Raw genomic sequence first — 16,274 nt, forward strand, 5'->3', positions numbered from 1 at the left:
GACAGTCCTTTCCTGGTCGCTAGGACAGCGGGGTTACCTTGACGGGGAGGGTCAGAAACGAACGGAACTGGAAGTTGGGCCGGCGGGGAGTTTCGCCCGTGATCTCGATCGAGCCGACCCGTTTGGCGATCTCCCGGAAGACGACCTCGCCTTCGAGTCGCGCCAGTGCGCTGCCGATGCAGAAGTGCCGCCCGCCGCCGAATGCGACGTGCTGGTTGCGCGTCCGGCGTACGTCGAAACCGTCCGGGTCGGCGAACCGGTCGCCATCGTGGTTGGCCGATAGCAGCAGGAGCCAAATGGGCGCTCCCGCAGGAATTTTCGTACCGGCGACGGTGATGTCCTCGGTGAAATGGCGGTAGGTGACCCCGACCGGCGACTCCCAGCGGATGAACTCCTCCACCGCCGTCCGGGCCACCCCCTGCGGATCGGCGCGCAGCGCTTCGAGCTGTTCGGGCTGCTTGGCCAGCCCGTAGAGCCCCGCTGAGATCATTCCCATGGTGGTGTCGAAACCACCTGTGAGCAAGGACAACACGGTGGCGACGAGTTCGTCTCGGTCGAGCCGGTCGCCTTCGTCCTCGGCACTGACCAGCGCCGAGAAGATGTCGTCTGCCGGAGTGCGGCGCCGGTACTCGATCTGGTCGGACAGGTAGTCGATGAAGTTCTGACAGGCCTGGTGACACGCGGCGATCCCGTCGGGGTCATTGGCCTGCGGCAGGAATATCCGGAAGAAATCCGGGGTCCATGCCATCATCTGGGCCCGGTCGGCCTCCGGGACACCGAGCATGCCGCAGATCACCCGCAATGGCACGGTGAAGGCCAATTCGGTGATGGCGTCCACTTCGCCCGCGGCGAGCATGGTGTCGAGTGATTCCGACACCACCTGGTCGACGTCGGAGCGCAGTTTCTCCACCGCCCCGCGGGTCAGCGCCTTCTCCGTGAGCTTGCGCAGTCGGGTGTGTACCGGTGGGTCGTTGAGGACCATCAGGCCGCGGTAGATCCGCTCGGCGGGACCACCTTCGAGCTCGGCCGGGGCGGTGGCGCCCGGCGGTTGCATCAGTCCCGCCGTGGTGCGCAACAGATTCCGGACGTCCTCGTAGCGCGATACCACCCACGTTCCGTCGCCCACGGGAATGCGTTGCACCGGCTCATGGGCACGCAGTTCCCGGTAGACGGGGAAGGGATCTGCCAACTGGTCCGCGTCGAGCGGATCGAACAAGGTTGTCATGTGAAGGCCGCCCAATCTTTCAGCGTGAACTCGTCGCCGCAGCGCTCGATCTCGACCGCGTGTTGCCCACCGAGGTGTGCGGGCACCAGCAGTGCATTGTTGTCCGCCGTCCAGGACAGCACCCGGCGACGCGACTCGCGAGCCAGGCGCGGGTCCTCGCAGAAGCAGCTGTTCCAGTCCGGGTGCAGGATCTGCGCGGGGCTGTGCAGCAGGTCGCCGACGAAAACCGCGCGCTCACCCTCCGACTCGAGCTTGAGTACCGACAGCCCCGGAGTATGGCCGGGCGCCAGCTCGAGGGTCAGGTTGCTGTCGAGCCGGTGGGTGTCGCCCTCCCACATGTCTGCCAGGCCCGCCTGCTGGATCGGCAGCACGCTGTCTTCGAACATGTTCTGGTTCACCAACGCGCCGTGGCGCTCGTGGCCGTTGAGTGGATTCCAGAAATCGAAGTCGGACTTGCTGAACACGTAACGCGCGTTGGGGAACGTCGGGACCCACTCGCGGTCCTGCAGCACCGTGTTCCACCCCACGTGGTCGACGTGGACGTGGGTGTTGACGACGACGTCGACGTCCTCCGGCTGGACTCCGGCTGCCGCCAGGTTCCCCAGGAAATCCGTTGACAGATGACCGAATACGGGAAGGTAGGGCCGCTCTTTGTGATTGCCGGCGCCGGTGTCGACGAGGATCGTGCGCCCTTCGCTGCGCAGCACGAAGGTCTGCAGGCACGCCCGAACCAGCCCGCTGGCCGGATCCCAGTGGTCGGGCGCGAGGAGTTCGCGCTCGCCGTCCCAGAACCGGTCATCGCTATCCGGGATGAGTTCGGTGGCCGGGGCGAACAGCCCCTCCCACTCCATCACCCGGGTGATGGACACTGCGCCGATTTCGAGGGTGGCCGTCATCGCGCCATCAACCTATCCACTGTTAGTCCCATCATGGGAATCACTGTATGTGATGCAGTGCACATGTCAACCACTAAATTGCTTGATCGCTGGTAAAAGGCGATTTCCCGAGGCGCCGACGGCGACATCAGATGAGAAAGCATGTTCGGCGCCTTTGCCTAACTACTGATAGCAGCAGTCGCCGGTGACGCCGCGGCCGGCTCGCAGCGATACTCCGCCAGGTCGGCGGAGCGCGTCATCCGCCAGTAGTCCACGATGCGCCACGGCATCGTGGCGACCACGCGGCCGGCCTCGTTGCGGTACCAGTTCGTCATACCGGGATGCGTCCACAGCATCCGCGCGTGCGCGTCGTCGTGGCGGCGGGTGTACTCCGCCTCCACCTCGGGCACGACGTCGACGGCCTTCACGTTGCGCTGCGCCATCGTCACCAACAGGTCCACGACATAACGGACCTGGCATTCGGCGACGGTGATGAAGCTGCCGCCGTGGCCCAATCCGGTCCCCGGGCCGCACAGCATGAACATGTTGGGAAAGCCGGGTGTCGTGATGCCGAGGTAGGCGTGGGCATTCTCCGCCCCCCAGGTCTCGGCCAGGGTCCTGCCCCCGCGTCCCGTGATCCGCATCGGGTACAGGTAGCGGTTGGTGTGGAAACCGGTCGCCAGGACCACCACGTCGACATCGGCGCTCGTACCGTCGGCGCCGACGACGGTCGAGGACGTCACCTGCGAAACCGCCTCGGTCACAAGGTCGACATTGGGCCGCTTGAGCGCGGCGTACCAACCGTTGTCGAGCAGCATGCGCTTGCCGAAGGGCGGGTAGTCCGGCAGCACCTTCTCGATCAGATCCGGCCGATCCGCCAGTTCCGACTCGATATAGCGGGTGAACACCCGACGGTGTCCATCGTTGACGGCGTTGACGGACCGCTCGATGTGCGGCCACTCCGGGTCGATCTGCAGGCTGGCATGCACACGGTCGTTGAAGTTCCAGGACAGCCGGGCGCGATACCAGCTGGCGTAGAACGGAATCCGGGCCATGAGCCGGTGCACGGCGGCGTCGACCGCGCTGAAGTAGACGTCGTTGGGGGTGATCCACTGCGGGGACCGCTGGAATACCACGAGGTGCTCGACCTGTTCGGCGATCGCCGGCACGACCTGCATCGCGCTCGCCCCGGTCCCGATCACCGCGACCCGTTTGCCGCTGACATCGAGTCCCGCCGGCCAGGCGGCGGTGTGGAACACCGGACCGTCGAAGGAATCCAGCCCGGGGATCGGCGGAACCTTCGGCCGGTTGAGCACTCCGGTGGCCGGAATCAACACCGCCGCAGACAATTCCGCACCGTCGTGCGTGCGGACGGTCCACCGGGCCGCGGCTTCGTCGTAGTCGGCGGACACCACCTCGGTGTTGAACCTGATGGCCGAGCGCACGTCGTAGTCGTCGGCGACCTCGCGCAGGTACTGCTCGACCTCGTCGCGCTTGGCGAAGTGGCTGCCCCAGTCCCTCGCGGCGAACGAGTACGAGTAGAGATAGCTCGGCGTGTCGACGCCCGCCCCGGGATAACGGTTCTCGAACCAGCTGCCGCCGACGTCGTCGTTCTTCTCCAGGACCACGATCCGGTCGAAGCCCGCCTCGCGCAGCTGGATGACGGCCAGCATGCCGGAGATACCGGCGCCGATGATGATGATGTCGATGTCATTGGGCGGCGCGGTGCGCGCCGGCGGCGCCGCGAAACCCATGTCCTCCGCGGCGAGTTCGACGTACTCGGGCGGCACGGATTCGCCGTTGGCGATCTCGAGCAGCTCCAGCAGGTCGGCCCCGGACGGCGCGGGCACCGCGGCAGCGGTGCCCGCCTCGTGCGCGAGCACCGCGTCGACGGCGGCCGCCTTGATCTCCGCGGCGACCTCGGGCGAGAACCCGCCCGAGTCGTTGTCGTCCATCCCCCTGCTGCGGGTCGGCCGGTACCGATCGGCGAGCCACTTGCCGTCTCCGGTGAGTTGGTAGAGAACCGGGATCAGCGTAGGCAGATTGGCGTGTTCGATATCGGCGATGAGCTGCGACTTCTCCACCTCAGCCCCTTCCCTGACGATTGACTAACAGTGGTTAGAGTAGCGCATGCTCGCCCGGCGCGTCTCGCAAGACATCAAAGTCCACAGCCCTTGACATGTGCGGACAGTCACATCAGAATCTGCAGACACAAACTAACGATGGATAGGCAGCAGAGAGGGATGCACTGTGCAGCTCAGCGAGGTCATGCGCACCACGGGCACGTGTCGGTACTACCGGCCGGACCCGGTCCCCGACGAGGTCCTCTATCAGGCGTTCGACGACGCCCGGTTCGCCCCGCAGGGCGGAAACCGGCAACCGGTGCGCTGGATCGTGGTGCGTGACCCGGCCCGGAAACAAGCCCTGCAAGATCTGTACCTACCGCTGTGGAAGGCCTACCTGGCCGGCGTCGGGGACGGCACGGTGAATGTGGGAGCGCTGCCGAAGACCGTGCGCGACGCGGACTACTTCGCCGAGCACTTCGCGCAGGTTCCCGCGATCGTCGTCGCGTGCGCGGAACTCGACGGCCTGCACCCCACCGACGTCGGGCTGGACCGCTTGTCGATCGTCGGCGGCGCGTCGATCTACCCGACAGTGCAGAACTTCTGCCTCGCGCTGCGGAATCTGGGGGTGGGCTCGGCGGTCACCACGCTGCTGTGCCAGGTCGAACCCCAGGTCCGCGAACTGCTCGCCATTCCCGCGGAGTTCGCCACTGCGGCACACATCGGCATCGGTTATCCGGAGCGGCAGTTCCCGGTGAAGCTGACCCGGCGCCCCGTCGCGGAGATCGTCGCGGTAGACACGTTCGACCAACCCCTGTTCACCCCCACCGCGGTTTGACCCCCTGAGGAGCCAGGACGTGCCTGAACTTGCCCCCCATCACCGGGCGCCGCTGGGCCGCGCCACCATCGGTGACCAACTCCGACGGCATGCTCGTACGCAGCCGCACAAGCTGGCCTTCATCTCCTACAGCGCCGACGGGGTACGGACGGAGACCACCTACGGTCAGCTCAACGAGCGGGCCAACCGGTTCGCGGGCCTGTTGGCCGCCCATGGTGTGCGGCGGGGCGACCGCGTCGCGGCCATGGCCCGCAACCACGTCGACGTCGTTGCGGCCTACTACGGGGCGCTCAAACTCGGCGCCGCCTTCAGCGGGGTGAATGCCCTCTATCGCGCGTCCGACGTGAGCTTTCAACTCACCCACAGCCGTCCGGCCGTGGTGTTGGCCGACGAGGAATTCGAGACGCTGGTCGACGAGGCGCTGCCTGCCGGCACCACCCGGTTGACCTTCGGTTCTGCACTGGAGCGGTCGTTGGCCGCCCAGCCGGCAACCGAACCCGATGCCGACGTCGACGAGAACGACGTCGCGTTGGTCGTCTACACCTCCGGCACCGAGGCGACCCCGAAGGGGGTGCTGATTCCCCATCGCAACTACCTGACCTCCACCGCGCCGGCGTGGGGCTGGGGCCTGGGGACCACCCCCGACGACACCTGGCTGTTCGTGATGCCCTTCCACACCATCGCCGGCCTCGGTTCGGCGACCAGCCTGACGCTGATGGGCGCCACCCTGGTGCTGCCCGCGACGGTCGAGGCCGGCGCGGCGCTGGAAATCATTGCCCGGGAACGGGTTACCGTGATCTCCCAGACCCCGACGTTCTACACGGCGCTGTCGCAACATCCCGGTTTCGGGGCCGACGCGGTCGGTCAGGTCCGGCGCTGCATGACCTACGGCGGTCAGGTGCCCCCGCATGTCATCGACGTCTGGGCGGCGGCCGCCCCGCAGGTCATGTGGGGCACGTACTGGGGCCAGACGGAACTGTCCCAGCTGGGGACCGTCGGGTTCTTCGCGCGCCTCGAGGACATTCCGGGGAAGGACGCCACCTGGATCGGCAAGCCCGTGACCCATCTGGAGATCCGGGTGGTCGACGACAACGGTGACGACGCCGAGATCGGCGAGTTGATCTGCCGAAGCCCGTCGGTGATGCTGGGCTACCTCGATGACCCGGAGCGGACGGCGGAGACCTTCCGCGACGGATGGGTGCGCACCGGCGACATCGTCCGCATCGACGCCGAAGGCAACCTCTTCTTCTGCGACCGGGTGAAGGACATGATCAAGAGCGGCGGGTTCAACGTGGCTTCCCAGGAAGTGGAACGAGTCGTCCACGGCCACCCCGGCGTGCTGCGCGCGGCGGTCGTGGGAATGCCGGATCCGTACTGGTCGGAGGCCGTCACCGCGTTCGTCACCACCCAACGTGACAGCGACGTCACCGCCGAGGACATCATCGCCCATTGCCGCGAGCACCTCGCGGCCTACAAGGTGCCCAAGGCGGTCCACCTCGTCGACGAGTTGCCCACCGACCCGCAGGGCAAGATCTTGAAACGGGTCCTGCGCTCGATGGCGCCCGCCTAAGAGCCCCGGTTACGTGGAGTACCTTGTTGGGACATGACACAGTCGCCCGATTCCGGCACGCTGCCTTCCGCTGAAGCAGCCGTCGTCGCGGGAGCACCCCGGCGCCGCCCCAAGATCCGTCCGGAAGAAATCGTCAGCGCCGCAGCCGAATTCTTCGCGCGCGAAGGCTACGCGAATGTCGGGATGCGCGATGTTGCCGAAGCGGTCGGAATTCGTGGTGCAAGCCTGTACCACCACTTCGCGTCCAAGGAAGAGATTCTCTACGCGATCTGCCTGACGGTCACCAAGGAGCCCAACGAACTCAGCCTGCCGCTGCTGGACGCAGCCGGCACCCCGGCGCAGCGCCTGGCTGCGCTCATCCGCGCGCATCTCGAACATCTGATACAGCGCCGCGTCGAGCATCTGGTGGCACTGCAGGACCTCAATTCCCTGTCCGCCGAGCACCGCGCGACCATCGACGATCTCCGCCGCTACTACCAGCGCCGCGTTCGCGACGTCATTGTCGCCGGTGTTCGCGAGGGCGAATTCGACGTGCCCGACCCGCAATTGGCGGCGCTGCTCATCCTCGATGCCCTCAACGGCGTCAGCGGATGGTTCCACCCGGATCGCGGCCCGTCGCTGCCCCAGATCATCTCGGCCTACACCGAGATGATCGTGGCGCGCGTCCTTTCGGCGTCGCAACCCTCCTGATCGCCGGCCCGCGTTAGGCTCCGCTCATGACGCTGCCCGCCCACTGGACCCACCACCCGCAGAAGATGCTGGCCTTCAAGGCCGGCGACCGGGTCGAGGACATCGACACGAACTCCACGCCGGGTTTCGACGGCGTCAAGAGCGACGCCCCGGTGCAGCAGCGGGAACGCAACGAACGCTTCGCCGAACTGCAGGAGATGCTGCACGCCAACGGGCGCCGCGGCGATCACCGCTCCGTCCTGCTGGTCCTGCAGGGAATGGACACGGCGGGCAAGGGTGGCATCGTCGAACACGTCGTCGGCGCCGGCAATCCGATGGGAATCCGGTACACCAGCTTCGGCGTCCCCACCCCCGAGGAGCGCCGGCACCACTACCTGTGGCGGATCCGCAAGGCGCTGCCGACGGGCGGCCAGGTCGGGGTGTTCGACCGGTCCCACTACGAGGACGTGTTGGTGGTGCGGGTCCACAATCTGGTCCCGCCGGACGTGTGGGGTCCGCGTTATGACGAGATCAACGCGTTCGAGAAGGAGCTCACCGAGGCCGGCACCAGCATCGTGAAGGTGGCGATGTTCATCTCGCTCGAGGAGCAGAAGCAACGACTGTCCGACCGGCTGGAGAACCCGGACAAGCACTGGAAGTACGACCCCGGCGACCTCGACGATCGAGCGCTGTGGCCGCAGTACCGGCAGGCCTATCAGGACATGCTCGACAAGACCTCGACCGACCACGCACCGTGGTACGTGGTGCCCGCAGACAAGAAGTGGTACAGCCGCCTGGCCGTCACGGAACTGCTGATCGAGACCTTGAAGTCCCTCAAATTGTCGTGGCCGCCGGCGGATTTCGACGTGGAGGCGGAGAAGAAGCGGCTCAGCTCCGCGTAGTGCCGAGCCGCATCCCGCCGACGTTGCCTACTTGACCAGCGTGAACTGGCCGACGTTGGTGATACCGCGACGGAAGAAGTCGGCGCAACCGGTGAGGTACTTCATGTACCGGTCGTAGACCTCCTGGCCCTGCATCGCGATGGCCTCGTCCTTCTTGGCCTCGAGGTTGGCCGCCCACATGTCCAGCGTCCGCGCGTAGTGCGGGCGCAGCAGGTGGGTGCGCTCCAGATTGAAGCCCGAGTCCGCGGCGAGCTTCTCGATGTCCTCGACCGCGGGCAACTGCCCACCGGGGAAGATCTCCTCGCCGATGAACTTCATGAACTTGAGGTCGCTGATCGTCAGCTTGATGTTGTTCTCGCGGAAGAACTGCTGGGTGTGCGCCAGGATGGTGTGCAGCAGCATCCGGCCGCCGTTCTCCGGCAGGATCTCGTAGGCCCGCTGGAAGAAGATCGGGTAGCGCTCGGCCTTGAAGGCCTCGAACGCGCCGATCGACACGATGCGGTCGACGGGCTCGTTGAACTCTTCCCAGCCCTGCAACCGGATCTCGACGCTGCGGTTGGTGTCGATCTTGGCCAGCCGTTCCCGGGCCCACTCCGACTGCGCCTTGCTCAGCGTGATGCCGATGACGTTGACGTCGAACTTGGTGATGGCCCGCTCCAGCGCGCCACCCCAGCCGCAGCCGATGTCGAGCAGGGTCATCCCCGGCTTGAGGTCGAGCTTGCCCAGCGCCAGGTCGAACTTCGCGTTCTGCGACTCGTCGAGCGTCATGTCGTCGCGCTCGTAGTAACCACAGGTGTAGCCCATGGTCGGCCCCAGCCACAGGGCGAAGAACTCGTTCGAGATGTCGTAGATCGACTGCGATTCCTCGTAGTAGGGCGCAAGATCAGGCTCGACCGATGACATGCTCCGTGACACTCCTTGTTGTTGACGACACGCGGCTCAGAGCGAGGCTCCGACGACGACGGTCATCGTGCTGACGACCAGGTTCCCCGACGCGGACCCGAAGATCCACCATCCGACAGGCTAACGAACCCGACGGCCAGACGCCAAAGCGCGGGGGTAGCCAATTCTTTTGTACTTGCAGAAACGCTGCCGGAGCCTGCTGCCCGGCAACCCTTGGTTCGACGATACGCCGCGGAAGCGCCGTAGGTGGCTCCAGACACGAGCAGACGCAAACTCGCCCTGATTCCCGCTCGGTGCGGGCGAGTTTGCGCCTGTTCAGTGCCTGTTTGCTCGCCTCAGCGGCTCAGTGGAACTGCCCCTCTTCGGTGGAGCCCGCCAGCGCGGTGGTCGAGCTGGTCGGATCCACCGTGGTGGCGATCCGGTCGAAGTAGCCGGCGCCGACCTCGCGCTGATGCTTGGTTGCGGTGTAGCCGCGCTCCTCGGCGGCGAACTCGCGCTCCTGCAGCTCGACGTAGGCGGTCATCTGGTTGCGGGCGTAGCCGTGGGCCAGATCGAACATCGAGTAGTTGAGCGCGTGGAAGCCGGCCAGCGTGATGAACTGGAACTTGAAGCCCATGGCGCCGAGTTCCTTCTGGAACTTCGCGATGGTGGCGTCGTCCAGGTGCTTGCGCCAGTTGAACGACGGCGAGCAGTTGTAGGCCAGCATCTGGTCCGGGAACTCGGCCTTGACGGCCTCGGCGAACTTGCGGGCCAGCTCCAGGTCCGGGGTGCCGGTCTCCATCCAGATCAGGTCGGAGTACGGCGCATAGGCCTTGGCGCGGGCGATGCACGGCTCCAGGCCGTTCTTGACCCGGTAGAAGCCCTCGGCCGTGCGCTCACCGGTGATGAACGGACGGTCGCGCTCGTCGACGTCGGAGGTGATCAGGGTGGCGGCCTCGGCGTCGGTGCGAGCGATGACCACGGTGGGCACGTCGGCGACGTCGGCGGCCAGGCGCGCGGAGGTCAGGGTGCGGATGTGCTGCTGGGTGGGGATCAGCACCTTGCCGCCGAGGTGGCCGCACTTCTTCTCCGAGGCCAGCTGGTCCTCCCAGTGCGAACCGGCCACACCGGCGGCGATCATGGCCTTCTGCAGCTCGTAGACGTTGAGCGCGCCGCCGAAGCCGGCCTCGCCGTCGGCGACGATCGGGGCCAGCCAGTTCTCCACCGAGGTGTCACCCTCGACCTTGGCGATCTCGTCGGCACGCAGCAGCGCGTTGTTGATCCGGCGCACCACCTGCGGCACCGAGTTGGCCGGGTACAGGCTCTGGTCGGGGTAGGTGTGGCCGCTCAGGTTGGCGTCGCCGGCGACCTGCCAGCCCGACAGGTAGATGGCCTTCAGGCCGGCGCGGACCTGCTGGACTGCCATGTTGCCGGTGAGCGCGCCGAGCGCGTTCACGAACTCCATCTCGTGCAGCTGAGCCCACAGCACCTCGGCGCCGCGGCGGGCCAGGGTGGCCTCCTCGACCACGTGGCCCTGCAGGGCGACGACGTCCTCGGGCGTGTAGGTGCGGGTGATGCCCTTCCAGCGCGGGTTGTGGTCCCAGTCGTGCTGGATCTGTTCGGGGGACTTGGGAGTGCCGACTGTCGACATCTTGGGCTCCTTGCGGATTGAGGTAAATCATCTGTCAAGCCGCCGAGACGTTGCCGGGATCGCCGGGTTGTTAACGCCGAGACAGCTTCACGGGTGCGTTGGCACCACCATGCCAGCATCTATCTGTGCAGGTCCAGCGGATTTCGTTGCCAATTTCCGCCATGGGCGCGAGCCATCTTGCAAAGTTTGCGAAGATTCGGGCGACTGAACCGGTTCAGTAGCTACTGACTGGTAACAAGGTTGTCGCAGGTCAACCCCGAAAAATACCGGACAAGCGTACTGTTAGAGCGAGAAGAGCGCGGCGACCGCTTTGACGTCGTCTCCGACGGCATATGTGAGCGTTGTAACAGCCCGATCGGACAGCTCCGCGCCGAACATCTCGGTCGAGCCGGCGGGATACACGTGGGTGACGATCTCGAGTTTGTCGTTCAGCGCCACCGGCGCGTCGTGCTCGATGGTCACCCTCAGCGGCGACGCCAGCAGCGCCGGATGGGCGTGCAGGTAATCCTCGATCACGGTCCAGTACACGGAGTTGTTCATGTGATCGAACAGGTCGATGTCCGACACCCGGACCGGGTACGGCCGCACCTCGACCGCGTCCTCGCGCGGACCGGCCTTCAGGTAGGCCTTCCAGCGCAGCCGGTCCACCTCGGTGGTTCGCCGCAGGCCCTCCAGGAAGTCGTCGGAGATGCGCGCCGGACCCTGCGTCTCGCGGTTGATGTTGATCCAGAACGCCTCGGACTCCATCAGGCCGCCCTTGCGGCCATCGATGCGGACCCGCATCTCGCACCACCGATTGGACGTCCCGGAACACCACCGCCGCAGCCGCAGCATGTCCTGGAACTCGATCGGCCGGATCAGGTCCACCATGGTGCGGCGCACGATCCAGAGCGGGTGGGTCTGTTCGAAACCGAGTTCGCGCAGGTGATCCGAACCGATGTCCTGGATGTGCCGGCACGCCGCATCGAAGCGCAACCGGCCCTCCCGGTCGATGTCACCGACGCGCAGCGGCCACTCCCGGTTGAACACGTCCGGGTGCGGGTCCGGCACCGGCATCAACGTCTTACCCAGTCCCGCACTCACCGTCGCACCACTTCCCGCCATCATTTCCCCCTGAGCCCAGACCCCTCCCCCGGCTGCGATCATGCCAGTACCTTCGGTACCCCAGCTAGCCCCGCGCTCGATGCCAAGCCTGCGAAGACCGGGTTAGCAACGCGAGTAGCCTGGTCGGCGTGTCCAAGACGTTCGTCGGCCCGCGGCTGCGCCAGCTGCGAACCGAGCGCGGATTCAGCCAGGCCGCGCTGGCACAGCTGCTGAAGATCTCGCCGAGCTATCTCAATCAGATCGAGCACGACGTGCGCCCCCTGACCGTCTCGGTGCTGCTGCGCATCACCGAGGTCTTCGGCGTCGACGCGACGTTCTTCGCCTCTCAGGACGACACCCGGCTGATCGCCGAGCTGCGCGAGGTCACCCTGGACCGCGACCTCGACCTCGATGTCGAGCTGGCCGAGGTGGCCGAAATGGTCGGCGCCCACCCGAAACTCGCCAAGGCGATGGTCAACCTGCACCAGCGGTACCGCCGCACCAGCGCCCAACTCGCCGGCGCCACCGAAGGCCGGTTCAGCCTGGCCGGTGAGGGCAGCGGGACGGCGTCCATCACCATGCCGCACGAGGAAGTGCGTGACTTCTTCTATCAACGCCAGAACTACCTCGACGAATTGGACACCGCCGCCGAGGATCTGACGGTGCGGATCCGCATGCACCGCGGCGACCTCGGCGGGGACATCGCTGCGCGGCTGTCCCAACTGCACGGGGTGCGGATCGTTCGGCGCGCCGATCTCGGCGACACGGTGTTGCACCGCTACAACCCGGAGACCAAAACCCTTCAGATGAGCGCACACCTGTCGGCCGGCCAGCAGGTGTTCCGGCTGGCGACCGAGCTGGCCTATCTGGAATGCGGCGACCTGATCGAGCAGCACGTGACCGAAGGCAAGTTCACCAGCGACGAGTCGCGCACCCTGGCCCGCCTGGGGCTGGCCAACTACTTCGCCGCCGCCGTCGTGTTGCCGTATGCACAGTTCCACGAGGTCGCCGAGGAGTACCGCTACGACATCGAGCGGCTCTCGGCGTACTACTCGGTCAGTTACGAGACCATCTGCCACCGACTCTCGACGCTGCAGCGTCCGTCGAAGCGCGGGGTGCCGTTCTCCTTCGTGCGTGTCGACCGCGCGGGCAACATGAGTAAACGCCAGTCCGCCACCGGCTTTCATTTCTCGTCCACGGGCGGAACCTGCCCGCTCTGGAACGTCTACGAGACGTTCGCCTACCCGGGCAAGATCCTGGTCCAGATTGCCGAGATGCCCGACGGCCGCAACTACATGTGGGTGGCGCGCACCGTCGAGCGCCGCGCCGCCCGATACGGCCAGCCGGGCAAGACCTTTGCGATCGGGCTGGGTTGCGAACTGCGGCACGCCCATCGCCTGATCTACTCCGAGGGCCTGGAGCTGTCCGGCAAGGTCGCCACCCCGATCGGGGCCGGCTGCCGGGTCTGTGAGCGCGACAACTGTCCGCAACGGGCCTTCCCCGCGCTCGGGCGCGCCCTGGACCTCGACGAGCACCGCAGCACAGTGTCCCCGTACCTGGTGAAGCATTGAAACCCCGAAAGGCTCCCGTCATGCCCCACGAACCCGCCCCCCTGCAGCCCGCCCGGGTACCGGTCAGCAGCACGCTGCGCGACGTCGGCCCGATCAACTGGCTGATCTGTCGGCTGGGCGCGCGCGGCATCCGGGCGCCCCAGTTCCACCTGTTCAACGCGTTGTCGCGGCACAGCGCGCTGTTCTGGTCCTGGCTGCCGTTCTCCGGGGTCCTGCTGTACTGGGGCCGGCTGTCGCGCCGCGACGCCGAGACCGTGATCCTGCGCGTCGGCTCGCTGCGGGACTGCGAGTACGAACTCCAGCAGCACCGGCGACTGGCGCGCAGCCGCGGCATCGACGACGCGTTGCAGCAGAAGATCTTCGCCGGCCCCGACGCCGACGGCCTCGACGACCGTCAACGCGCGTTGCTGCGCGCCACCGACGAATTCGTGCTCGACCGCGGTGTCACACCGGCCACCTGGGCCACGCTGGCCACCCATTTGAACACCAAGCAGCTGATCGAATTCTGCCTGCTGGCAGGCCAATACGACACGTTGGCGGCCACGATGAACACCCTGCAGCTGCCCATGGACTTCCCGGACTGACGGGCTAGAACGTGCGTACCTCGTCATCGGTGACCACGAAGCCCTGCGGCGGCCCACCCACCGTGGCGATGCAGGCCACCCCGCCGTCGTCGAGCGCCATGCAGGTGCCGCCGTTTGCGTCGATGCGATGCCCCGCCGGCAGTTCGCGGACGGGTCCCGGGTACATCGGGGTGCTGAACGGCGGGTTGCCGGCCTTGCGGGTGCCCACCGGGCCCGGGGCACGGACGAACACCTCGTCGTCACCGTTGCCGAGGCCGGGAAGCTCTCCGTTGCAAGCGATCTCACCGCCGCTGAACATGCCGATCTTGCAGGTGAGGCCGCCCGCCACGGTGAACACCGGGAACATGTTCTTCGGACCGATGCCCACCAGGTAGCTGTCGTCGCTGCCGACGAAGTCGTTGGGGTCGACAACGTCGTCCGGCAGTCCGGCGGTACGCGGACCGACCGCGGTGCCGTCCGCCGAGATCGTCATCCACGCCGAGACCGGATCTCCCTTGGTGCACAACGTCTTCGGTCCCTCGTCGACGGCGCATTCGAAGTCGGCGAAGGTGATCTTGTGGCCGACCTCCAGCACCCGCGCGGCGCCGCCGGTCGGCTTGACGAACTGCGGAGAGGCGGTGGCCCGCAGCCCGCGGCTGTACTGATCGCCGGACAGCACGATCTCGTTGGCCGCGGTGGCCACCCCGGGTAGCGGTCCGTCACAGCCGGCACGGCCCTGTCCCGGGCGCATCGCGCACAACAAGCCGTCGGGGGTCTGGAAATACACCTCGCCGCCGTTGGCCGAGGTGTCCAGGTAACGCTCGATCGGCGCCGCCTCGAACTTGCTCAGGTCGGGGGCCTCGGAGTCGGCCGCCGCCGTACCCGCCGCCCACAACGCCAGCGGCGCCACCAGGGCCGCCGCCGCGAATACCGCCGCCGATCGCATGTCAGAAGTTGATCATGTGCCCGGACAGGCCATGGAAGCATTCCTGCAGGGCCTCGGTCAGGGTCGGGTGGGTGTGTACGTTGCGGGACAGTTCGTTGACCGTCAGATCCCACTTCTGGGCCAGGGTCAGCTCGGGCAGCAACTCCGAGACGTCCGGACCGATGAGGTGCCCGCCGATCAGTTCGCCGTACTTGGCGTCGGCGATCAGTTTGACGAAGCCGGTGGGATCACCGAGTCCGTGCGCCTTGCCGTTGGCGGTGAAGGGGAACTTCGCCACCTTGACGTCGTAGCCCTCCTCCTTGGCCTGCTCCTCGGTGAGGCCGAAGCTGGCCACCTGTGGCTGACAGAACGTCGCGCGCGGCATCATCCGGTAGTCGCCGAGCGTCAGGGTCTCCGCGCCGGCGATGGTCTCGGCGGCGACCACGGCCTGGGCCTCGGCGACATGGGCCAGCTGCAGCTTCCCGGTGACGTCACCGATCGCGTAGATGTGTCCCACGTTGGTGCGCATGTAGTCGTCGATGCCGATGGCCTGGCGATCGGTCAGCGCCACGCCGGCCGCCTCCAGGCCGTAGCCCTCGACGTTCGGCGAGAAACCGATGGCCTGCAACACCTTGTCGGCCTTGAGTTCCTCGCTGTTGCCGTCCTTGCTCACCCGGACGGTCACGTCGGAGCCGTTGTCGGTGATCGACTCGACCTTGGTTCCGGTGAGGATCTTCACGCCGAGTTTCTTGTACTGCTTCTCGATCTCCTTGGAGACCTCGGCGTCCTCGTTCGGCAGGGCCCGCGGCAGGAACTCGACGATCGTGACGTCGACGCCGTAGTTCTTCAGGATGTAGGCGAACTCCATGCCGATCGCGCCCGCGCCGGCGATGATCAGCGAGGACGGCAGCTCGCGGGAGAGGATCTGGTCCTCGTAGGTGACCACGTTCTCCGACAGCGACGTGCCCGGAACCAGCCGGGTGCTGCTGCCGGTGGCGATGATCGCGTTGTCGAATTCGACTGTCTCGGTGCCGCCCTCGTTCAGCGCGACCTCCAGCGTGTTGGCGCCGGTGAATTTCCCGTAGCCATGAATCTCGGTGATCTTGTTCTTCTTCATCAAGAAGTGCACGCCGGCGACCCGCCCGTCGGCCACCTTGCGGCTGCGGTCGAAGGCTGCCCCGTAGTCGAAGCTCGCCTCGCCGCTGATACCGAAGGTCTTGGCCTGCTTGGTGAACAGGTGCGCGAGTTCGGCGTTGCGCAGCAGCGCCTTGGAGGGGATGCAACCCACATTCAGGCACACCCCGCCCCAGTACTTCGGTTCGACTATGGCGGTCTTGAGTCCCAGTTGAGCTGCGCGGATGGCGGCGACGTAACCACCTGGGCCAGCTCCGAGCACGACGACGTCAAAGTGAGTCACGCCCCTCAGCCTAGTAGGCGGTGAGCCGCCCTCGTCCAGG

General features: G+C 66.5%; 14 protein-coding genes. 6 read left to right on the forward strand and 8 right to left on the reverse strand.

The genetic code is table 11. The features are described 5' to 3' along the window. Positions 1-19 precede the first annotated feature (19 nt). The 3 genes from R2K23_RS19220 to R2K23_RS19230 all read right to left on the reverse strand — a co-directional run bounded on the left by R2K23_RS19220 (position 20) and on the right by R2K23_RS19230 (position 4,184). Entirely contained in the window at positions 20-1,225 is a 1,206-nt protein-coding gene (locus R2K23_RS19220; protein ID WP_316511793.1) for a cytochrome P450, read from the reverse strand. Beyond that, on the reverse strand, positions 1,222-2,121 hold the full coding sequence (locus R2K23_RS19225; RefSeq protein ID WP_316511795.1) for an MBL fold metallo-hydrolase: 900 nt from the start codon (positions 2,119-2,121) through the stop codon (positions 1,222-1,224). The genes R2K23_RS19220 and R2K23_RS19225 overlap by 4 nt, the downstream gene beginning before the upstream one ends. A 158-nt stretch (positions 2,122-2,279) precedes the next feature. After that, a complete protein-coding gene (locus R2K23_RS19230; protein WP_316511797.1) occupies positions 2,280-4,184 on the reverse strand; it encodes a flavin-containing monooxygenase in 1,905 nt (634 codons plus the stop codon). A gap of 166 nt (positions 4,185-4,350) precedes the next feature. On the opposite strand from R2K23_RS19230, the gene R2K23_RS19235 reads away from it, so the two are divergent. Genes R2K23_RS19235 through R2K23_RS19250 form a run of 4 tightly spaced genes read left to right on the forward strand, consistent with a single transcriptional unit; the run spans position 4,351 to position 8,142 of the window. After that, the gene (locus tag R2K23_RS19235; protein ID WP_316511800.1) at positions 4,351-5,001 is read left to right on the forward strand and encodes a nitroreductase family protein; all 651 of its coding nucleotides are present in this window, start codon (positions 4,351-4,353) and stop codon (positions 4,999-5,001) included. Between the two features lie 19 nt (positions 5,002-5,020). Beyond that, positions 5,021-6,571 (forward strand): class I adenylate-forming enzyme family protein, encoded by a 1,551-nt coding sequence (locus tag R2K23_RS19240; protein ID WP_316511802.1) that lies wholly within the window; start codon positions 5,021-5,023, stop codon positions 6,569-6,571. 33 nt (positions 6,572-6,604) lie between these two features. Continuing rightward, positions 6,605-7,261, forward strand: coding sequence for a TetR/AcrR family transcriptional regulator (locus tag R2K23_RS19245; protein WP_316511803.1), 657 nt, complete (start codon positions 6,605-6,607; stop codon positions 7,259-7,261). Positions 7,262-7,287: 26 nt separating this feature from the next. Then, positions 7,288-8,142, forward strand: coding sequence for a polyphosphate kinase 2 family protein (locus tag R2K23_RS19250; RefSeq protein WP_316511804.1), 855 nt, complete (start codon positions 7,288-7,290; stop codon positions 8,140-8,142). Between the two features lie 27 nt (positions 8,143-8,169). Here the strand turns inward: R2K23_RS19250 and R2K23_RS19255 are convergent, their stop codons facing one another. The 3 genes from R2K23_RS19255 to R2K23_RS19265 all read right to left on the reverse strand — a co-directional run bounded on the left by R2K23_RS19255 (position 8,170) and on the right by R2K23_RS19265 (position 11,779). Beyond that, positions 8,170-9,045, reverse strand: coding sequence for a cyclopropane mycolic acid synthase family methyltransferase (locus R2K23_RS19255; RefSeq protein ID WP_316511805.1), 876 nt, complete (start codon positions 9,043-9,045; stop codon positions 8,170-8,172). 343 nt (positions 9,046-9,388) lie between these two features. Continuing rightward, positions 9,389-10,675: an isocitrate lyase gene (aceA, locus tag R2K23_RS19260; RefSeq protein ID WP_316511808.1), complete on the reverse strand. Its 1,287-nt coding sequence runs from the start codon at positions 10,673-10,675 to the stop codon at positions 9,389-9,391. 282 nt (positions 10,676-10,957) lie between these two features. Continuing rightward, positions 10,958-11,779, reverse strand: coding sequence for an acyl-[acyl-carrier-protein] thioesterase (locus R2K23_RS19265; protein WP_316517418.1), 822 nt, complete (start codon positions 11,777-11,779; stop codon positions 10,958-10,960). A gap of 128 nt (positions 11,780-11,907) precedes the next feature. Between R2K23_RS19265 and ramB the strand changes: the two genes are divergently transcribed. Together ramB and R2K23_RS19275 are read left to right on the forward strand one after the other, a co-directional pair. Then, a complete protein-coding gene (ramB, locus tag R2K23_RS19270; RefSeq protein WP_316511810.1) occupies positions 11,908-13,329 on the forward strand; it encodes an acetate metabolism transcriptional regulator RamB in 1,422 nt (473 codons plus the stop codon). Between the two features lie 20 nt (positions 13,330-13,349). Then, complete coding sequence (locus R2K23_RS19275; RefSeq protein ID WP_316511811.1) at positions 13,350-13,913, forward strand: carboxymuconolactone decarboxylase family protein; 564 nt, start codon at positions 13,350-13,352, stop codon at positions 13,911-13,913. A 4-nt stretch (positions 13,914-13,917) separates the two neighbouring features. Here the strand turns inward: R2K23_RS19275 and R2K23_RS19280 are convergent, their stop codons facing one another. After that, entirely contained in the window at positions 13,918-14,838 is a 921-nt protein-coding gene (locus tag R2K23_RS19280) for a hypothetical protein (protein WP_316511813.1), read from the reverse strand. A 1-nt stretch (position 14,839) separates the two neighbouring features. Further along, entirely contained in the window at positions 14,840-16,234 is a 1,395-nt protein-coding gene (lpdA, locus tag R2K23_RS19285; RefSeq protein WP_316511815.1) for a dihydrolipoyl dehydrogenase, read from the reverse strand. Positions 16,235-16,274: the final 40 nt, after the last annotated feature.

The organism is Mycolicibacterium sp. MU0050, from assembly GCF_963378085.1.
GTDB classification, from domain to species: Bacteria; Actinomycetota; Actinomycetes; order Mycobacteriales; family Mycobacteriaceae; genus Mycobacterium; species Mycobacterium wendilense.